General features: G+C 48.0%; 16 protein-coding genes. 2 read left to right on the top strand and 14 right to left on the bottom strand.

From position 1 onward, the window contains the following. Window positions 1–14 precede the first annotated feature (14 nt). From WMO44_RS05710 to WMO44_RS05650, 13 genes are all read right to left on the bottom strand, one after another. Window positions 15–452 carry a DUF4869 domain-containing protein gene (locus tag WMO44_RS05710; RefSeq protein WP_349152023.1) on the bottom strand — a complete coding sequence of 146 codons (438 nt, stop codon included), beginning with the start codon at window positions 450–452 and terminating at the stop codon, window positions 15–17. Window positions 453–697: 245 nt separating this feature from the next. After that, window positions 698–1936 carry a Wadjet anti-phage system protein JetD domain-containing protein gene (locus WMO44_RS05705; RefSeq protein ID WP_349152022.1) on the bottom strand — a complete coding sequence of 413 codons (1239 nt, stop codon included), beginning with the start codon at window positions 1934–1936 and terminating at the stop codon, window positions 698–700. Then, window positions 1896–5279: an ATP-binding protein gene (locus WMO44_RS05700; RefSeq protein ID WP_349152021.1), complete on the bottom strand. Its 3384-nt coding sequence runs from the start codon at window positions 5277–5279 to the stop codon at window positions 1896–1898. Before WMO44_RS05700 ends, WMO44_RS05705 begins: the two co-directional genes overlap by 41 nt. Further along, the gene (locus tag WMO44_RS05695; RefSeq protein WP_129872673.1) at window positions 5230–5877 is read right to left on the bottom strand and encodes a DUF4194 domain-containing protein; all 648 of its coding nucleotides are present in this window, start codon (window positions 5875–5877) and stop codon (window positions 5230–5232) included. The genes WMO44_RS05700 and WMO44_RS05695 overlap by 50 nt, the downstream gene beginning before the upstream one ends. Continuing rightward, entirely contained in the window at window positions 5874–7274 is a 1401-nt protein-coding gene (locus WMO44_RS05690; RefSeq protein ID WP_015537460.1) for a Wadjet anti-phage system protein JetA family protein, read from the bottom strand. Before WMO44_RS05690 ends, WMO44_RS05695 begins: the two co-directional genes overlap by 4 nt. 232 nt (window positions 7275–7506) lie before the next feature. Continuing rightward, a complete protein-coding gene (locus tag WMO44_RS05685; RefSeq protein ID WP_316540442.1) occupies window positions 7507–8364 on the bottom strand; it encodes a YitT family protein in 858 nt (285 codons plus the stop codon). Beyond that, the gene (locus WMO44_RS05680; protein ID WP_113620791.1) at window positions 8357–9784 is read right to left on the bottom strand and encodes a glycoside hydrolase family 1 protein; all 1428 of its coding nucleotides are present in this window, start codon (window positions 9782–9784) and stop codon (window positions 8357–8359) included. Before WMO44_RS05680 ends, WMO44_RS05685 begins: the two co-directional genes overlap by 8 nt. 56 nt (window positions 9785–9840) lie before the next feature. Next, complete coding sequence (locus WMO44_RS05675; protein ID WP_349152020.1) at window positions 9841–11439, bottom strand: PTS transporter subunit EIIC; 1599 nt, start codon at window positions 11437–11439, stop codon at window positions 9841–9843. A gap of 194 nt (window positions 11440–11633) precedes the next feature. After that, window positions 11634–12461 carry a PRD domain-containing protein gene (locus WMO44_RS05670; RefSeq protein ID WP_005920859.1) on the bottom strand — a complete coding sequence of 276 codons (828 nt, stop codon included), beginning with the start codon at window positions 12459–12461 and terminating at the stop codon, window positions 11634–11636. 562 nt (window positions 12462–13023) lie between these two features. Next, a complete protein-coding gene (locus tag WMO44_RS05665) occupies window positions 13024–13719 on the bottom strand; it encodes an HNH endonuclease family protein (protein WP_055185450.1) in 696 nt (231 codons plus the stop codon). Then, window positions 13716–15014: an AAA family ATPase gene (locus tag WMO44_RS05660; protein WP_055185451.1), complete on the bottom strand. Its 1299-nt coding sequence runs from the start codon at window positions 15012–15014 to the stop codon at window positions 13716–13718. Before WMO44_RS05660 ends, WMO44_RS05665 begins: the two co-directional genes overlap by 4 nt. Before the next feature lie 109 nt (window positions 15015–15123). After that, a complete protein-coding gene (locus WMO44_RS05655) occupies window positions 15124–15396 on the bottom strand; it encodes a hypothetical protein (RefSeq protein WP_207642866.1) in 273 nt (90 codons plus the stop codon). Window positions 15397–15461: 65 nt separating this feature from the next. Continuing rightward, complete coding sequence (locus WMO44_RS05650; RefSeq protein ID WP_055185452.1) at window positions 15462–15905, bottom strand: DUF4869 domain-containing protein; 444 nt, start codon at window positions 15903–15905, stop codon at window positions 15462–15464. Between the two features lie 409 nt (window positions 15906–16314). Between WMO44_RS05650 and WMO44_RS05645 the strand changes: the two genes are divergently transcribed. Both WMO44_RS05645 and WMO44_RS05640 read left to right on the top strand, forming a co-directional pair. After that, window positions 16315–17418 carry a hypothetical protein gene (locus tag WMO44_RS05645; protein ID WP_349152019.1) on the top strand — a complete coding sequence of 368 codons (1104 nt, stop codon included), beginning with the start codon at window positions 16315–16317 and terminating at the stop codon, window positions 17416–17418. Between the two features lie 71 nt (window positions 17419–17489). Beyond that, entirely contained in the window at window positions 17490–17666 is a 177-nt protein-coding gene (locus WMO44_RS05640; RefSeq protein WP_005920908.1) for a helix-turn-helix domain-containing protein, read from the top strand. Between the two features lie 129 nt (window positions 17667–17795). On the opposite strand, the gene WMO44_RS05635 is transcribed toward WMO44_RS05640, so the two are convergent. Beyond that, window positions 17796–19568 carry a hypothetical protein gene (locus WMO44_RS05635; protein ID WP_349152018.1) on the bottom strand — a complete coding sequence of 591 codons (1773 nt, stop codon included), beginning with the start codon at window positions 19566–19568 and terminating at the stop codon, window positions 17796–17798. Between the last annotated feature and the right edge of the window lie 8 nt (window positions 19569–19576).

Genomic DNA, 19576 nt, shown 5'->3' with positions numbered 1-19576 from the left:
TTCTGTCAGCCCCTTTACACAAACTCACCTGCGGACAAGATCAGTTCTTCCATACTGTGAACGATTTGATTCGTATTCAGCACTTTTATTGTAAACGGCTTTTTGCCAAAATCCATCAGGTGACGCAAATTCACCGTGCGATCCTCCTGCTCTGCAATTTTGAGCAGCCACTTTGCACAGTTGTCGCCACAAGTCGATACATTGAACACTTTCTCCGGCTCAAACTTTACCAAAATCAGGGTCTTTACGCCACCAGACAAACCAATCGGCGGAATTTTGCCCAAGACCGGGCTGTCAATGATACCACTGTCGATAACGGTAGACTTATCCACATCCTGAATCATTTCCTTGACCATCGGGTCAACGATCCAGCCCTCCTCGTAATCATATTTGAAATAAGAAGCCGTATTGTACACCGCTTCCTTCATATCACCGTAAAAAATGTTCAGCATCTTATCACCTCATCGATGTGCGTACTTCTGCTATCATTGTACCCTCTTTCAGCTTACAAAACAAGATGCAAAAAGCTCTTGGCCTCCATTACAGAAGCCAAGAGCTTTTATCTTCTTTGTCCTACCAGATTTTATTTCCGGAGAGACTTAATTGCAGCCTGAGCGGATGTCAAAATTGCAGAGCGTTGGAAAGAATAATAGTACGTTTTTATGGGGCAACAAGCGTTTTTATCTTCGCACGAATTCTACTCCAGAAATGTTTCTTGTTCGATTGTGACCCCATATTGCAAAATCTTATCAATTGCATCAACAAACAGCGCATGTCTTCCCGCATTCCGCTCTTCCTTCAGCTTCTTCAGATACTGCTCCGGCCGCTTCAGGCCATTTTTGTGGTACTGTTCCACAAAGCGCCCTTCCATACGCATGGGTTCAAGCTGTGGAAACACCGTTTGCAGGTTTTCAAACATACAAAAACCGCCCAGATCAATATCTGCCCAGAATCGAATTTGCATGGTTTCCCCTGCCGCAGCAGCCAGTTTTTCAAAAAGTTTTTTCTTCCGCGGGCTCAGAAAGCCGCCGTGATAAACAACAAGTTCTTCCGGCTGTTTTTCCGCCAGCAAATATTCATCATAGTTCGTTTTATTTTCGATAAAGGTAATGCAGCAGATGTTTTTCAGTTCAATGTCCACAATCTCTGACACAAGTGTACTGGGCAAAGCCAATCCATAAGGTTCTGCTGCGCTGAGCCGTAGTTCTCCCTTCTTCAAGCAGATTGCGCAATCGCCCGAGAGTTCGTAAAGCTCCGGGCGGGCATAGATTCCCAGAACTGCAAGCTGATCCCGCGCACCAAGTTCCGCTTCTGTACAGGCCGCCGCCAGTTGGGTATTGTACTTTCGTGCAATGGTAAGAAACAGCTCCCGTACATTTCGCTCAAAATACTTGGTATCGTGAAAACACTGGCTGCTGAATGCACGCATCGTCACACTGCCGGACAGCTCCGCATATCGTTGAAACGTGAGCAAAAGCTCCTGCAGCAGACCGTCGTTTCCCCTGCAATACGTCGGCACTTTCATGCTGTTCCGCACCTGAGCACATACAGCATCCCTCCATGCCGCGATCCATGGAACGGGATTGTCTGCCAGCTTCTGCATGATGATGTTTGCAACCTCTTCTGCCTTTTTTCGCGGATGCACTCTGTCGGCGCATTCATAGCACTGTGCGACCCGTTCCAGATCTAGCACAATGCAGGAGAGAACGCTCTGCTTTCTCGCCCATTCCAGACGCACCAAAGCCTGCTGCTCCAGCTCCCGCGCTGCAATATTGTAAGCATCCCGAACCACCGCATCTTCGTATTGATACTCCGGCAACTCCCTTTTATCAATGCGCAGCATTACCCAACGTCTGGATGTGTTGGGTTCAGAAAGATGCTTACTGTTTTCAAACTTATCCAGCAGACGATTCAGGATCACCTGTGCTTCCTTCATTCTGCATCTCCTTTCCAAATGGAATGATATGCATCCGGTATCCGGATTTGTCCACTAATAATGTGCGGTCTGCAATGGGCATAATGTCCGAGATCTTATCCGGCGGCGTACAGATGATCGCCTGCAGCCCCATCTTTCGGAGAAGGAGTACACTCTCCGTGATCCGGTCACTATCCATTTTATTGAAAGCTTCATCGAACACCACCAGACGCACCGTATTACCAAAACGGGTAGCATCGTTGACGCGGTACAGCTGGGCAAACGAGGCCAGCACCGCAATATAGAATGGCGTTTGTGTTTCGCCACCGGACTTCATATTCAGTGTTTGAGAAAGCAGCTGCTTGGAACCGTTCTGATCGGTCGTTTCCAAATCAAACTTCAGATACGTCCGGAAGTCTGTATAGCGGACGATATTCTCCTGCAGTTCGCTCTGTTTGCGGACATTGAGCTGCGTATCGTCTGCCATTGTGATCTGGCTGAACAGTTTTTCGATCAATGGGCCGTATTTTTGCTGAAAGGGCAGTGCGAATAGACCGGATTCGCCTTCCATCAGTTCATCTGCCGTGATCATGTTATAGTAATCCAGATAATCCGGGTTTGGCCCTACGCGGAATTGGTACTTGTCTGTGCCAAATTGTGCCTGGCGCAGGGCCTTGTTCAGATTGTGCACCTGGTCTTGCACCTGGTCGATGCTGGATTTCAGTTTGGCAAGGAAATCGTTCTGGAATTGCTCCATTGCGCTTTCCCGTGCCGCCCGGATCTTTTCTTTGTATCGGGGCAGCTCGCTTTCCTGCAGAGTACGCCGTTCTTCCTCGTATTCGGTGTTATCCATCACCTCGATCTGGAATGCACAGGGTTTGAACCGTTCTGCATATTCTCTGCGTGCTGCAAGCAGTTTCTTCTGAGCCCCGTCCATCGCCTTTGTGCTCTGCGCCAAACTGTCGCCGAAGTTCTTGCGGATGACATCTGCCTTTTTCAAGCGGACAAGCTCCTGCCGATAGCGGGGAACGCCGATGGTTTCTCGGTATTCCTTCGTGAACTCCTCGTTCAAAACATCTTCGATGGCCTCATACCGTTGGTATTTTTCCGGCAAGATCTCATATTCCATCTGATGGATGCGGTCTTCCAACTTCCCTTTTTGCACATTTTTCGCATCTTTTTCCTTATTGAATGCAAGGATTTCTTCTTTCAACTGTTCAATGATGCGTCGCTGCTCATCCAACCAGAACAGATTCAACTGGGAAAGCTGATTTTTGACTTCTGCGATTTCCTTGATGATCGTCTGGACGCGCTGGTAGTCCTCCTGCTTTTGCGCCACATCGATTCGGACGAATCTTTGGGTAAAAAGCGGCTCCTGCAGGCCGGTCAGCTGCTTCTGGAGCGGCTGCCAATGCCGCAGCTCTTCCTGCAGACAGGCCAGTTCCTTTTCCAGATGGTCGATGCGGAGCTGCACCGCACGCCGCCCGATGAAGGCGTCTTCCATCCAGCCCTTCCGAAGTGCGCGGGCCACATAGCCCTGATACAGCATTCCCTCTGCCGTAATTGCCGTCTTATAGCAGCGCAACTGTTCTGCCGTGTCGCAGCATATCACCCGACCCAGAAGATAGTCCACATAGCTGCGTGCCAGCTTGTTTTCTGTCTCCACCTTTTCTGCCAGACTGCCGGGCAGCGGTCGAAGTGTTTCTTTTTCCCGCAGTTTTCCGATATCTACCAGACCAAACGCACGGTACTCTGCTTCCTGCTTCAGCCGGTCGTAAATGTTAAGTGCATCCTGATAACGTCCCGGCTCCACCAGCAGATAATATTTCTGGTTATTTAGGTAGCCTTCTACCGCTCCACGCCAGCGCTCATCTGCCATTTCCAGCACATCAGCCAGAATATAAACGGGAACCGCATGCCCCGTTTTATCCGCCAGATCCTTTTCCAGCCGGTCTTTGAACAGCAGAAGCCCATGGGGATAATCTTTGATGTTCCTGCGCAGATTTGCAAGCACCGCACTTTTCTGGTCGGCTTGCTTCTTCAGCTCTACAATACGATCCTCTGTTTTATGAGCCGCACTGCGGACAGCATCCGACAATTCGGCCGCTGCCTGCTGCCCCGTTTCAAACAACTCCACAGGCCGGGCAAACAATCCCTTCTCGTCCCCAGTAAATACAGCATATGCTTTCTGCACAGTGTTCGCCGCTTCCTGCACCGGTATGAGAAGTTCTTCCGGTTCCAGTTCTTGTATCTCCCCACAGAATCTCTGCAAATGCCGTGCTTCCCGCTTAATCTCCACTTCAAGATTTTGCAGACCCTGTTCCAGCTTTTTCTGCTCATCTCTCAGAGCCTTTTCCGTGTTGAGCAGACGCTCTTCCTCCTGGAAAACGTTGCTCTGCCTACAGGCCAGCTCCAGCTCACTGCGGCGCGTTTCTTTCTGTTCGATCTGCCGCTCAAGCTCCTCCAGTTGCTCATTCACATTTGCAAGGTTCTCCTTGCATTCAGTTCGTTCCAATTCCCTCTGGTCGATCTCTGTCTGCGCAGCTTCTTTTTCGGCCCACCGTACCAGAAACTTCTGGATCTGGCAGCGGTCTATGGCTTGGTTCATCTCCTGATACAGCCTGCTGATTTGCTGCAGCGCATCCAGCTTTTCCTGCTGACGCTGCGCCAGCAATTCGTGCCGTTTATAATCCCGGATGTTTTGCTGCATCAGCTCAATATTGGGTTTATCCGGAATATCGCAGATGTTCTCCGTAATAAATTTTTGGATATCGACAATTGGCCGGAACGAAACAGCCTTCTTCATCATCCGTAAGACCTGCTCGTTGTGGACGTTCCACTTTGCAAGCATGTTGCGGCGATACTCTTTTTGAGTATCGTAAAATTCTGCCCGTGCATAGTTCTGCTTCAAAAAACGGCGAAGTGCAGAAGTCTCCATTGCCTCACCCTGCTCAATAAAGCAATTTTCCGGCAGTGTCCCCGTGTAAATAAAGAATGTATCACGGTAACTTCCATCGCTGCGGCAGTCAAAGGTAACACCCGTCACAAAGCTGCTGCCCTCCATCTCATCCTGAAATTCGCAGACAATATAGGTGGAAAAGTCCTTACCACGACGGGAATACGGGCTGTTATCATCCATGTCGGCGCGCAGATAGCCTTCCAGTGTGCGCTGCGATTTTTCGTTGGCCGCCTGATTAAAGTTGCGGGCGTTGGTCTCGCCCAGCAGTACGATCTGCAGTGCATCGATGACCGTTGACTTTCCGGCGCCGTTCTTGCCTGTCAGAAAATTGATGTCGCCCACTTCAATCAGTTCCTTACTGAAATAGAGCCAGTTGATCAGCAGGATCTTCTTCAGCTTCTTCATCTGTTTCCTCCTTTTTCAAAACAGACACCACCAAGTTCAGCTTTTCGCTGGAGACCGCAGAGAGAATGGTGGGCAATATTGCGATCCTGCAGCTGCCCTGGTTGAATTTTCCTTCCAGTCTTTGAATCACAGAATGGTTTTCCAGTACCGTAAACGCGCGTTTGACCTCTTCCATATTCGGCTTAGCCGGAAAAACGGGATAGTCGGTCACCACTTTTTCCAGCACATCCCGCACAGTACACACGGCATCCTGCTCCAAACCCAAACGCTCCATATTTTCTTCGTAGATCAGCCGTAATGCCAGCAAAATCGCCGTTTCTTTTTTATTGAGGTTGCAACGGTTAGCCTCGTCTGTGTTCAACACATAAAAGTATCCGTTCAGTTCATCCCTGCGCAAATCCCAGTCCAGCAGGCTCAGGTACTCCTGTACAGCCTCATAGTGCCGTGATAGAAAAAGATAGTCTGGGTTATCCACCCTGCCTTTTCCCAGCTGGTAGATGGTTCGCACAATGTATGTGCGGCTGAGCAGCTGATTGCAGACAGATTTGAACTGTTCCAGTTCTTTTGCCGTTGCATTGGTAACAAAATCAAAATTCACGGCTTCTTCTCCTTCCTCCGGATCTGCATTTGCGGGATCGAATAGACATTTTTGCAAAAAATGCCATCGAGTTCCTGGACCACATAACCGGCAGATGCATCCTTGCTTCCAAGGATTGCCAGTAAACTCATGATATAATCCTTGTCCTCTTCAAGCGAGAGCTCCTCCGAGCAACGAATGTCAGCGTCTCCCAGCCATCCCTGCACGTAAGCATTTACTGCTGCCCGGCCATATTTCGATTGCAGTAACTGTGCCGCTCTGACCTGTTCTTCCGTATTCGGTGCCTGATCATCTTGTATCAGCACCGACGCGGTTTTTGTCCGTTTTTCGGGGCGCTTACGGTACCACAGACTTTTTTCTGACAAAAAAGACTGCTCATACAATTGAAATGCCGGTTGTATCTGGTCCACCAGCTCAGACGCCCTGCGGTTTCTGGACAGTGCCGTCAGCAAAACATTCAAATTGCCGCGCACGCTTTGATCTCGGTTCGTCAGGTTCTCGATTTTCTGTGTTGCTGCCCTGGTATAGCGCCGGACCTGCGTATCAATTTCCTCAAGATAGTCCTTCTCTAAATTGTCATAGCGTTCTTCGATCCAGAAAATTTTCCTCAGCAGATCGGCACGGCAGTCTTCCAATGTCTTGCCCCGCTTATCACGCAATGCTTCATTTGCCATCGCCATCAGCAAGGTATCATCCTCTTCCCAGCGCCTAAGCACAGACTGAATGGGCACACGATACTTCGGCACTGAATCTTTGATTTTCAGCGGACGGATATATGCCTCCACAACCTTTTGTCCGAAGTCGTTAAAGTGTGCAGCCAGCACCTGGTTGACATCCTGCATATCGATCTGCGTCTGAAAATAATGCTTCACATTATGATAGACCATTTGCAACAAGCTAATCAGCGCCGTTGTGTTATCGTAGGCACTATAGAGAGCCGTCATTTTATCGTAAGCATTGTTGCTGTCGTCGGCGGTCTTTAAGACTGAGAAAGTTCCGAACACATAGGAATATCCACGAGCCGGGCTATCATCGCAGAGTTGGTGGAATAATTCCAGCAAACGGCTGCTGTAATTAGGAATCGTGATATACTCTTCAAAGTCGTCCCCGCGTTCTTTCTCAAACCACCCCTTACTACACAGCTTGCGGATCAAAAAACGAGCGCGGCCAGAGATATCCCTCAGTTCCTCTTCGTCAATGTCTTCATCTTCAAACGTAGCATCCGCCAGTTCCTGCTCCAGCCTGCCGCGCAGCATGGAATACAAGACATCTTCCCGTATTTTCAGGTTTTCTTGGTATGCTGCGTACAGTACGTCCAGTGCATCCGCATATAAAATACGGTTGGGCGAAGCCAGCGGCGAGAAAAGTTCGCTTGGAACCGCTTCAAAAAACTTCATAGGCCTACCACCTTATTCGACTGATATACGCTTTCTTTTCTATTATTGTAACCTCTTTCCTCTTACAAAACAAGATGCAAAAAGCTCTTGGCCTCCATTACAGAAGCCAAGAGCTTTTTGCATCTTTGTCCTATCAGATTTTATTTCCGGGGAGACTTAATCGCAGCCTGAGCGGGTGCCAAAATTGCAGAGCGTTCTTCGCTTCATTTGTTCTATGCGATTACCCTCAATCTCATAGCCTTTTTTCAAATCCGCCATGGATCAGAGGACCTACAAAGAATGTGACGAAGGCATTGGGATCCTGCTCGTGAATAATTTCCTGCAGCTCCCCGATTTCATACTTGTTCACGGCACAGAAAAGGATCTTCTTAGGGTGGTTGGTGTACGCACCGTATCCGTTCCAGAAGGTGACGCCGCGTCCCATCTTCTGCAGGATTTCAGTCTGCACAGTGGAAACATCCGTAAATATCAGGGCCGCCACATTGATGTTCTGGTCGTGAAATCTATCTGCCACCGTATACAGGATTGCCACAAAGATGATGGAGTACATCGTAGTTTCCAAATCAAAAAGGAATAGGCAGACCGAAAAGAGAACCGCATTGACATAAATAGAAAGCCGTCCGCTTTTAAAATCCGGGTATTTCTTTACCAGACACATGCATGCAATGTCCATGCCGCCGCAGCACCCACTGCCCCGCAGCGCATAGCCGACACCTACACCACAGAGAATAGCGCCGAAGATACTGTTTAGCAGCACATCCTCCACAAGGGGTGCTTTGAGCGGCGGAAGTACTGAGAGAAGCAACGTCTGCACTGCTACCGAGAGCATGGTTTTGATGCAGAACCTGCGGCTCATGACCCGGTATCCTATCAGGAACAGCGGTACATTGATGAGGAAATTGATCATACCAACAAGGTTTGCATCACTGCAGATTGCAATGAACCTACGCAGAAAAATCTCTATAATCTGAGCCAGGCCTATCACACCGCCAAAGTTGATACCATTGGGGGTGACAAACAGGTAGATACCCAAAGTCAGTAGTGTGGAGCCAAATATCAGATCAAAATACTGCTTATATGCTTTATTCATAGCACTCTTCCCGAATCTTCTGTGCATACCAACCAAAAGAATCTTTTTTGTAGCGGGCGAGGTCTCCGGTGCCGTCGTTATGTTTATTTACATAGACCAGTCCGTACCGCTTATCCATTTCACCGCCGCCCGCGCTGACCAGATCGATGATGCCCCAGACCAGATATCCCATGCAGGGAATGCCGTCTTCCAGAACGGCTTTTTTCATCTGGGTGATATGAGCATCGAGATACTCCACCCGGTAGGGGTCATGGACGGAACCGTCCACTTCCAGAGTATCCTCCACGCCCAAACCGTTTTCCACAATGAACAGCGGCTTGTGATAGCGATCATACAGATCATTCATGGTCACGCGCAGGCCGACCGGGTCGATCTGACGTCCCCATTTCGTGATCTGCAGATACGGGTTGCGCAGGGTAGTAATGGCGTTGCCATCCGCCACATTTTTCAGATGCTCCGGATCCGTGGAGATCAGCCTGGAGGAATAGTAACTGAATCCCAGAAAATCGCAGGTGTTCTGAGCCAGAAGTTCGTCATCACCCGGTTGTTCGTCCAGCGTGATGCCCAATTTTGCAAAGTAATTCCGGGCGAATCCGGAGTAACAGCCGTTCAATTGGACATCCGGAAAAATGTAATTTTTGTTGTTACTGATACGTGCTTCCATCACATCATTGGGGTTACAGGAATAGGGATAAAAGCTTCCGGCCGCCATCATGCATCCAATTCGGAAATTCGGGTTGATTTTTTTACCGATCCGCACCGCGCAGGCACTTGCCACCAGCTGGTTATGCGCGGCATTGTACACGATCTGGTTGAACTCCGGGTCGTCCTTGTCCACCAGCAGGCCACCGCCCAGATAAGGGATGTGGGTGATCATGTTGATCTCATTGAAGGTCATCCAGTATTTTACCAGATTCCGGTAGCGGTCAAACACGGTGGCAGCATATTTTTCATACAGTGCAATCAGCCTGCGGTCTGCCCAGGCACCATATTTCCGGATCAGGGCTTCCGGCACATCAAAGTGGCACAGGGTGACCACCGGCTCTATCCCGTACCTACGACACTCCGTAAACAGCTCCTCGTAAAAACGCAGGCCATCTTCGTTCGGGGCGTTCTCTTCCCCGGTCGGATAGATCCGCGTCCATGAAATGGACAAACGCAGCGCCTTGATCCCGCTCTCTGCAAGAAGGCGGATATCCTCTTTGTATCGATGATAAAAATCAATTGCTTCCCGACTAGGATAATAATCGTACCGCGTTTCCAGAATGTTTCCCGGATGCAGCATGGCATTCCATCTGCCGTGGGCTGCATCCGGCAGAAAGTCAGCAGACGCAGGCAGCCTGCCGTCTTCCTGCCAGGCACCCTCGCACTGGTTAGCCGCAAGTGCTCCACCCCACAAAAAATCGGACTTAAGTTTCATAATACCTCCAACGCCCCGGGACGCATGCGCTCCCCGGGGCGAACAAAATTTTGAGATCAGTGTTTCTTCAAGATTTCCTCGTCAAAGCCAAAGAGAATCGTAAGTACACAGGATGCTACGATCGTCACGATGATTGCAATAACCATAGCCACGATGGTATCCTCAAAGATCGGCAGGGCAAACAGGGAGGAAGAACCATACTCGTAGTTATGGGCACCCAGCAGAGCGGCCACGACACCACCGATGGCGCCACCGAGGGAAACAGCCCACATAGGTTTCTTCAGCGGCAGGTTAAAACCGTAAATGGCCGGCTCGGTCACACTAGCAAAGATGCAGCCCACTGCAACGGACAGTGCTTCGGATTTGATTGCCTTGTCCCTTGCCTTGATGGCGATACCCAGAGAAGCGCCGCCTTCTGCCATGTTGGACAGCAGCATACCGGGGCGGAACAGGGGATCAAAACCAGTTTCCGACAGCAGCTGGATCATGGGAGCTCCCAAGGTCATGTGCATACCGGTCATGACCATGTAGGGGAACAGAGCCGTAAACAGAGCAACCGTGATGGGGCCTGCAATGTTATACAACCACAGGATCGCGGCGGTGACATAGGTACCTGCCAGCTGACCCAGAGGCGCCAGTGCAAGGATCGAGACGGCATAGGTGGCGGCCATTGTCAACGTACCGACAAAGATAGGCTTGAACACGCCGGGGATCACTTTGTTCAGGAATTTTTCCACATAATACGCAACGATTGCCAGCAGCAGCGCAGGAAGCAGAGAACTGCCGTATCCTTTCAGGGCAACATTGATACCAAACATGGTGACTGGATCGCCAGCACTTACAATAGCCGTCCATTCAGGAGCGACCAGTGCACCGGCCACGACCATGGAATACGTGGGGGTCGCACCCAGTTTCTTAGCCGCTCCATAAGCGACCAGAATGGGCATGAAATAAAACACCGCATTGCCCACGATGCTCAGCAGCGTATAAGTAGAACTGTCCGCAAAGGGAGCATAAACCTTGGAGATCAGCAGCAGGAACACCTTGATCATACCGCCGCCGATCAGTGCCGGAACCATAGGCTGTACGGCAGCGGAAATGTAACCAATCACTGCCTGCCCAACCGAAATCTTTTCGCCTTTCAGGTCACCGTCCAGTTTTTCGTCCACAGCGCCGCCATCGCTGTAGCCCAGCTTCAGCACCTCTTCATAAACCTTCAGCAGATCCTTGCCGATGATGACCTGCAGCTGACCGCCCTGATAGGTAACGCCCAACACGCCGTCCAGATCATTGATAGCTTTCTGGTCTACCTTCTTGACGTCCTTGACCGTCATGCGCAGACGGGTCATGCAGTGAAATACGGAAGTAACATTTTCCTTTGCTCCAGCCAACGTCATGATATTCTGCGCCAGCTGTTTGAAATCTTTTGCCATTGTAACATCCTCCAAAAAATCTTCCTGGATGGTAACGGACAGAGTGTTCCGGTTCAGTTCCGTACCGGAAACCCCATCCAAACGGTTCAGTTCTTCTAGATCTGCCATACCGCTGTCTTTCACAGTGACATACAGGTGCTCTCCGTCAAAACGTTTTCGTGCAACATTGCCTTCACCACCGATGTGATGTATGATAGTTTGAAAGAATGCATCCTGTTTCATGGCTAATCCTCCTGATTTTTTATCTGAAAAACGATGCGGGCCCTGCACCGCTATTCATTCAATATGTAATAAAAGATCCGGGCACAAAGCGCCTTCAAACTACCTGAAAACGCTTGCGTTTTCAGGTAGGATGCGCTCTGTCCCCGGATCACGTCCCGCAAATGGCGAGTGCCGCTCCAAGCAACGGAAGCTGTTTATGTATTTTTCTGGCAGACGCGGTTGATATGCAACATCAAATAGAGAAGCTCCTCATCATTACAGCACCAATTCTCCTGCTTTTGCAAGAAAGCCGCAATTTTTTTAGCACAGATATATGTTTTAGGGTAATCATTGGCCAGCATCTTTACCATGCTGCCACTCCCCGTTTCGCTCTGAGTACCGCTCATCAGCCGTTGGATGAGATAGCGGATATGCATCGTGAACCGGTAGTAACTGTAGCTGTCCTTATCCAGTTTCAGGTTCATTTCCCGCTCCACAATGGACTCCACGCCTTCCTGAATCTCCAACGCCTTTACGAGGGAATGGATCTCGCTGTTTTCGATTTCAGCATTGATCAAATGCATTGCAATGCTGACCGCTTCGGAATCCGGAAGCGAGACCCCCGTGTATTCCTTCAGGATATCCAATGCTTTTACGCCCAGATCAAACTCATTGGGATACAGATGACGGATATCATAGGCAATGGGGATCGTCAGGTTCAACCCGCTGCGAAAACGCTCCACCGCAAAGTTCAGGTGGTCGGCCAGTGTCAGCGGCAGGTTGGAGTTAAGGGTCGTATTCAGTACGACCTGCGCATCTTCTGTAATGTCGGCACTCGCCAGAAGAATCTCCTGCGGAAGAGTACTGATCATCTCAAAATAACGCGGGTCGATATCGTAAAACGTACGGTCTATCCGCGACATATCCGTTAGTTCGTATGGAACCGCCGGAAACCCGATGCCCTTACCAATCACGATCAGTTCCTTCCCGCGGGAGTCCTGAGCAACAGCGGCACTGTTATTGATTTTCCGAACAATTCGCATAGCACCCACCCTCTCCGTTTCGGATAAAGAAAAAGCCTCGGACTGCAGTCATAATTATACCTGCAGGTATAGACACTCTACCGAGCACTATCCTTTGTTCACAAGTACAACTGACGCTTCCGAGGAATCACGTGTTGTAATAAGATGTTAACATAAAATTCATAGAGATTCCATTCGCCTTTTGTACAATTTTATCGATCATTTTTTGTGCATAAATACTTCTTCTTTTAACTTTAAACCATTCATAAATCCACCACCTTATTCGACCGATGTACGCTTTCTTTTCTATTATTGGAACCTCTTTCCGCTTACAAAACAAGATGCAAAAAAGCTCTTGGCCTCCATTACAGAAGCCAAGAGCTTTTTTCTTCTTTGTCCTATCAGATTTTATTTCCGGGGAGACTTAATCGCAGCCTGGGCGAGTGCCAAAATTACAGAGTATTGGGATTTACGGTGGTATGCCGTTTTTATTTCAAGCAGGCTATAAAACACATGATATTGAGCCTGGCAGCAGACTTTGTGTTTCAAGCACCGGTATAGCAGACTAACACTTAGCACGAAATCACTTCTTCATCCAATGCTTGAGCCAGTATTCATAGACCCCAACATATTCCCGATAGAGCCCTGTTTTGTCCGGCGTACAAAACAACTGCCATGCCTGCTGAAGAAATGGCTTTGACCATTCACCTATGGGCTTTTTGGCTTTCAGAAATCTTACCAACTGACTGTAAGCAGTTTCACGATTTTGCGGTAAGTAGGCCGCTTCACTGTTCAGGTTGAGCTTGTCGGAAAGTTCCTTGTTAAGTTCCGTGTCGGTTGATCCTATCTCACCATTTCTTTGGTAGAAGATTGTATCCATCTGAGCTTCATCCAGCGGATTCAAGCGCATTGTCTGCTGATCTTCTTCCAAGATTCCACGGTAGGCATCGCAAGTCTTTTTTGCATTTTCCGTAGAACTCCGATTTCCGGGACACACGCCCAGAAGATTTGAAAAATCCGTAGCTGCCTCATCCGTCAACTGATTTTGCGGATCAAGGTGTTCAATATTCAGATAGTTGAGTTGGTCTGCCGGATCAAGACTTACACGACGCATACAATATGCGCAAAGGTAACCTTGGTCTCGTGCCAACTGCTGCCGTGTACCGTCCTTCGGCATATCTTTATAGGTGATTTTTAACGGCGGGGATGCTTTGCGACAGTTCTTTTTATACTCTCGCAAGTCTCGCGGTTCCGTTTCTGACTTTTTGATATACCTCATTCCGGCCACTCCATTTGCTCGATTTCCAGACTGCTTCTGGCCTCATAGACGGACGGATCATCATATCCCAAAATCTGTTCCAGATTTTCCAGCACCTCTTTGGCTTTTGCGTAATCCTCCTTATGGAGAAGCTCCGAGAATTTATCAAAGAGCTTTTCAATTTCAATCGGACGATCTCCAACCAGCAGGATGCTTCGCAGAACAGTGTTTACATCCTTGCCATAGGCAGAATCGATTTGTGTTGCACTGCCCTCATGTTTCAGCAGAATAAGATTTGCATCCTTATAGGAAGTAATCACTTCCGGGGAATGCGTGGATACAATAAACTGAATATTGGGAAAAACCGTTGTCAAATCATTCAGGATTCGCTTTTGCCAGCCGGGATGCAAGTGCAATTCAATCTCATCAATGATGATGATACCGGGTGTTTCCAAAACAGAATCGCCGAGCTGAGGATTCAAAACAGCCATCCGGTGCGCAATATCTGCTACCATATTCAGCACAGACCGGTATCCATCACTCATCTCAGACATCGGATGAAGCTCATGTTCACCATTCCGATTAACGTATTCAACAACAATCGCCCGATACCTCTGGCGATATTCCACCTTAACGCGCTGCGTTTCATCATGGTCGATCAAATCCGCAAAGCAGCATTCCAACGCCCGCTGGACTGCACTCACCTGCGGAATAGGTCCTTCCTGACTGACAAGGAGAGTCATGTCGCTGAACCACTCCATAAGCTGCTTGTCCGTGGCCTGCTCTGCGATGCAGTCCTGATAGCCTTCAAAGCGGGACTTCAGCTTCTGTTTTTCCTTCTGCTTCGCCTGCTTTTGTGCCCACAGGCGACCCGTACCATAGTAAGCAATGAGTGGCAGTACCGTTTGCGAAGAAGGAAGTGCTGCTTCTTTTTGAAGTTCCGATGCAATTTTTTTCAGATCCGATGCAGCACCATAGGTAGTGTTGGATTTTGGTCCACTCAGAGAGCGAGACCATGTACAAGCACTACCGTTTACAACACCCTGACAGGACACTTCAACCGGATAAACTTCGCGCTGCTGGTAAATTTTATTGGTTTCATACGCCACATGGCGAACGTCTTCCGCTTTAATGCTGCGTGGAGAAGCATAGTCAATTCCAAGGAAGAAAGTGCTGGCGGCGGTCAATGCACCCATAAGCAGAGAACTTTTTCCGCTTCCGTTGTTGCCGATCACAATATTCATTTTAGGATTCAGCGGAATCTCGGCATTTTCAAAGTTCCTGAAATTCTTCAAGGTCAGATTGTCAATACGCATAGCTGCTTCCTTCCAAAATCCAGATTTCATGCGAATTGATAGGCCGAGCACCCGGTGATGGGCATAATCCCCTATCATAAGTTGATTTTATCACATATCTTTTGGTGTTTCAATCGAAATCAGGCTGATCTTCTTTGGCAGGCGGCGAAGTCTGATACGTGTTGGCAAAAACCATATCCTGAATCCACTTACAGAGTGCCGGGTTTTCGTTCACTGCCTTATACAGTTCAATCGTCGTACTCATGGAATCGAGAATCGCCTGCATCGTTGCACGGTCGCTTTCAACACGAGCATTCCGTGCATCTGAGTTTTTTATAGCATTCTGATAGGCTTCGTCTTTACTGACGATGGCGGGCAGATCAGCAACCTGCTTTTTTACCATAGCAACCGAAAAATATCAATCTCAGAATTTCATTTCAATTCGTCAAAAAAACTCACTTTCAGCTGTCACACAAACTGAAATGCAATCGGCATCAGTTCTTCCATGCTGTGCACCACATCACCGGTATTCAGTACTTTCACATCCACCGGGAATTTCTTCTTGCCGAAATCCATGAGATGCCGCAGGTTGATGGTCAAGTTCTTCTTTTTCGCCAGCTTCAGAATAAAAGGTGCACAGTTATCGCCACAAGTCGAGGCATTGAATACCTTTTCCGGGTCGTTTGCCATCAGCAAAAGCGTTTTCGTGCCGCCGGACAGTTTTTCCGGCGAGATGACACCCAGAACCGGGCTTTCCACCGCATGAGGGCCTTTGACATCGGACTTATCAATTTTCTTGATGACCTCTTTGGCAAAGTCAGAAGTCAGCCATTCATCCTCATAAGTGTAATTGAAATAGACCGAAGTATTGTAGACTGCCTCCGGCATATCTCCAAAGTAGATGTTCAGCATAGTATCACCTCGCAGATGTGAGTCACTTGTTATTATTGTACCTTCTTTCCACTCACAAAACAAGATACAAAATGCCCGCTGGCTTTTGATAAAGAAGACCAGACCTGTCTGATTGGACGAAAGCCATCCCAAATGTCGAAACTGGATTTACTGTGATCTGTAATGATTTTTTCATTTGTCACAATGAATTTGAAGTGCAAAGATAGAAAATACGCTGCCTTTGATCAAATCGCCCTATAAGAAAGCCCCAAAAAGCAGTTTATTATCATTCTATTAGATTTCGATCTATGGATAACAGTGTCATAAATCACCAGATAGAATGCTATGCGTTTTTATAGTAGTTGTTCCTCCCGATCAATTTCTATTTGATTCATAACATCCTGATAAATCACAAAATGAGGTGTTTTTTATGACAATGGCAAAGAAGCTCCCACTTTTAGCACCTTCCATTCATACGTTTGAAGTGAATGGAACGTACACGGATTGCGAAGCGAAGCGTACTGTATTTATGGCAATTCAAAAAATGGTATCCGCTGGAAAATACTATCGGATTCCGTATCATGGCTCCTCGAAAAAAGGCTACTCTTATAAAAGAAAGGATGGCGGTTTGACCATCACATTGGCAGATTATCCAGATTTTAAGAAGCGATACATAACGTTATCTGGTGTGAACCTCGCTCGGATTGCAGGTGATCCATCTCGTTTAAGTTTAACAGACTTATCACCAGAAGGTTTGGTCATGCAAGAGCAGGCATTTCTGGATGAATTGGAGCAGCTTGGACTCCTTGAAATTGAGGAGTCTGTTAAATGGAAAATGCATCGGTTGGATATTACACAAGACTTCTATGTGAAATGCGATCCCTCGCTGATGGTAAAAATTATTCGTTATGCAGGAAGCGTTGACCCGTACAGGAAAGGTCGCGCACTGCACTATAACCAGCACAATGAGATCCGAAGCTGTAAATTCGAAAAAACGTGGTACGATTTTGCACTCTATGACAAGCATCAGCAGCTCTTGAATTGTGAAAAGGAGAGCTATCCGATTTCTCCAGATGATTTGGAACGCTCAAAAAATCTGATTCGATATGAAATTCAATTAAAGCGCCCCAGTCTGAAAGAATTTGAACACGATAAGTTGGAATCTTCAAAACTCCGGTTTAGGAATCATGCGCTGTTTCATTATTTTGATAAAATCAGCGATGATATTCCGTTCTTTCTATATCGGTATGCCGTCGATTTTTTTGGCAAGCATTCGTGGTATAACGTTCCAACTGCTCTGAAAGCCGTACAAACGAGCAACCTTGATGACGATACCAAAGAACTTGTCGCTGCGTATATCGAAGCGCAGGATGAGCCGGAACTGACCGATAAGATACATCATAAAAAGAAAATCGCAAAGGCTTTGGAAAAATTAGAGATCAACGACGTGATCATCCCTTGCCGCATCCTGAATGATCGTCAATGCGGCAGATTTCCATGTGCGCCCTTATGCACAAGGGTACAAGGGCTTTGAGCGAACAAAAAATAATCCGTGCAAAACAGAACGAAAATTCATTAGAATCACAAGAATGGAGTTGATTTTCAATGCTAGACAACTATCCCGATGTCCTGAGCTTCCGGCAGGTCATGGAAATTACGCATGTTGGCAGAAATCTACTGCTTCGTCTTCTGAACAGCGGCGAAATTCCCGCCTTCAAGATGGGAAAACTCTGGAAGGTTTACAAACAAGACCTGATCCAGTATATGAGCCAATGTCAGTAAACCATATCCTTCGTTTGGGGCAAAAAGAATCCCGTTGGACTCCACAGCAGGAATCCAGCGGGATTCGATTCTATCGATTTTTAATGCGCTCGTCTCAAATTTCAAGAAGAATTTTACGCTCTTGTACTTTTACCAAATCTGGATTTCAGCACCGTTCTCTTCCGCAATTTGGATTACATCATCCACGCACAGGGCTGCTTCTTCCTCTGTGGCGGGGTCGTATGCGTAATATACGTCATAGAGTGCCGGTGCCGGTGCCAGCTCATTGTTATAATCCACCACCTCATCATAAAATACCATATACTCCGTAAAACGCTCCCACGCAACCTGATTGCTATACTTTCCGCTATACTCATATACGTCCGTATACAATGCGTTCAGCCATGCAGTATCAAAATCACTCCCATAGCTGAGATAGTATTCTTTTACATTTTCCGGCATTTCTCCGATTTCATAGTGGCTCACGTCCACAGAGATCTCGCCAGAAAGTTCCGAATAGGTATCCATTCCATTCGTGCTAACAACTTTACGGTCTGATCTGGTAGCCGTCTGGGCAGAATTGTCGGAATCCGCATCCTCTGTGTAGGTTTCGCTCTCAGGTTCTGCCACGCTGACGCTGGAAGATGAATCGGCAAGGGCATCATTCAGCGCATTTTCCAGCTCATCGAGACTGCCCTCCAGCGCATTGCTGCTGGCAAGGCCGTGATCTTTGCAATAGCTGTCACTGATCTCGGAAAGTGCGACGTTCTGCATTATCAGGTTCAGCGTTTCGCCGTTCATGGTCATCCGGTCGATTTCAAAAGAGCTGTCATCATTCAACTTGAAATAGATGCCAACGGTAGCTTTTTCTCCCGTTTGTGTACTGACGCACTCACCGCTGTAGTGGACAAAAGTCACTCCATCCTGTTCATAATTTTCCCACTTGCCGTTTGCAAAGAAATCGTCCAGCACCTCGCCTACTGTGGCTTCTGCCGGGAAGACACTCAAGTATCCGTCCGAAACTCCTTTGGAACGGGCATTGTCTGAGTAAAGCACAGGATACAACATATATACCGCGACTGCAACAAACGCCGCTGTAATCGCCAGTTCAATGACCAGAGGCATCTTATGTGCGCCGAACAGCTTCCGGACTGCCTCCTTTTCTTCTTCCACCTGCTCCGCAGAAATTTTTTCAGGGTACAGGATGGCGATCACCTGCGACAACAGAACGCTGCTGAACACCGCATACAGGTATTCTTTCTTGCTACTCTTGGATGGCTTGGTCAGGATGATCATTTTCAGACCATCGGCTGTGTTTTTCAGCTGATAGGTACCACGCTTTTTGCTGTAAAAGGTCATGGCATCCGCAGTATCCGTCACCTGTTCAACCTCCGGATTGGCAAATCCGCGCCGGATGCGGTCTACAGCTTCTTCCCAGCTCATTCCTTCCGGCAAAGGCAGCTGGCCTCTGTCATGCTCCGGGCCATAGACTTTTTTATAGACATCATCCCGGAAGCCAAAATAGATCACTGCGGCGATCAGAAGCCCTAAAAGGACCGACACCGCTCCGGCGCCGGTTGCAACACCTGTCACCACGCCCACAATAAATCCCAGTAGCAGCCAGATCTTTAAGGAATCCAGCGCAATGCTTCTGCGGGCAGATGCAGTAAACAGCGGGTGAAAGCCGCTCAGATTTTTGGATTTTCCTTTGGCTTTTTTAGCTTCTGCACTGCCATCATAGATTTCAAATCGTTCTTTCATGATGTTTCCTCCGATTTTCAATGGCTGCACAGCTTTTTCAGAATCGCCACCGGGATCAAAATCAGCCCCAGCAGCACACCAAGAACGAACCGTGTCAGGAAAACATCCTTCATTGACCCGATCTGAATTTTGTTTGCAAAGATGGTCTGCCCGACCGCCCAATAGCTCAG

The sequence above is a fragment of the Faecalibacterium tardum genome (assembly GCF_040096515.1).
GTDB lineage: Bacteria > Bacillota > Clostridia > Oscillospirales > Ruminococcaceae > Faecalibacterium > Faecalibacterium tardum.
This window is presented reverse-complemented; position numbering and strand designations above follow the sequence as displayed.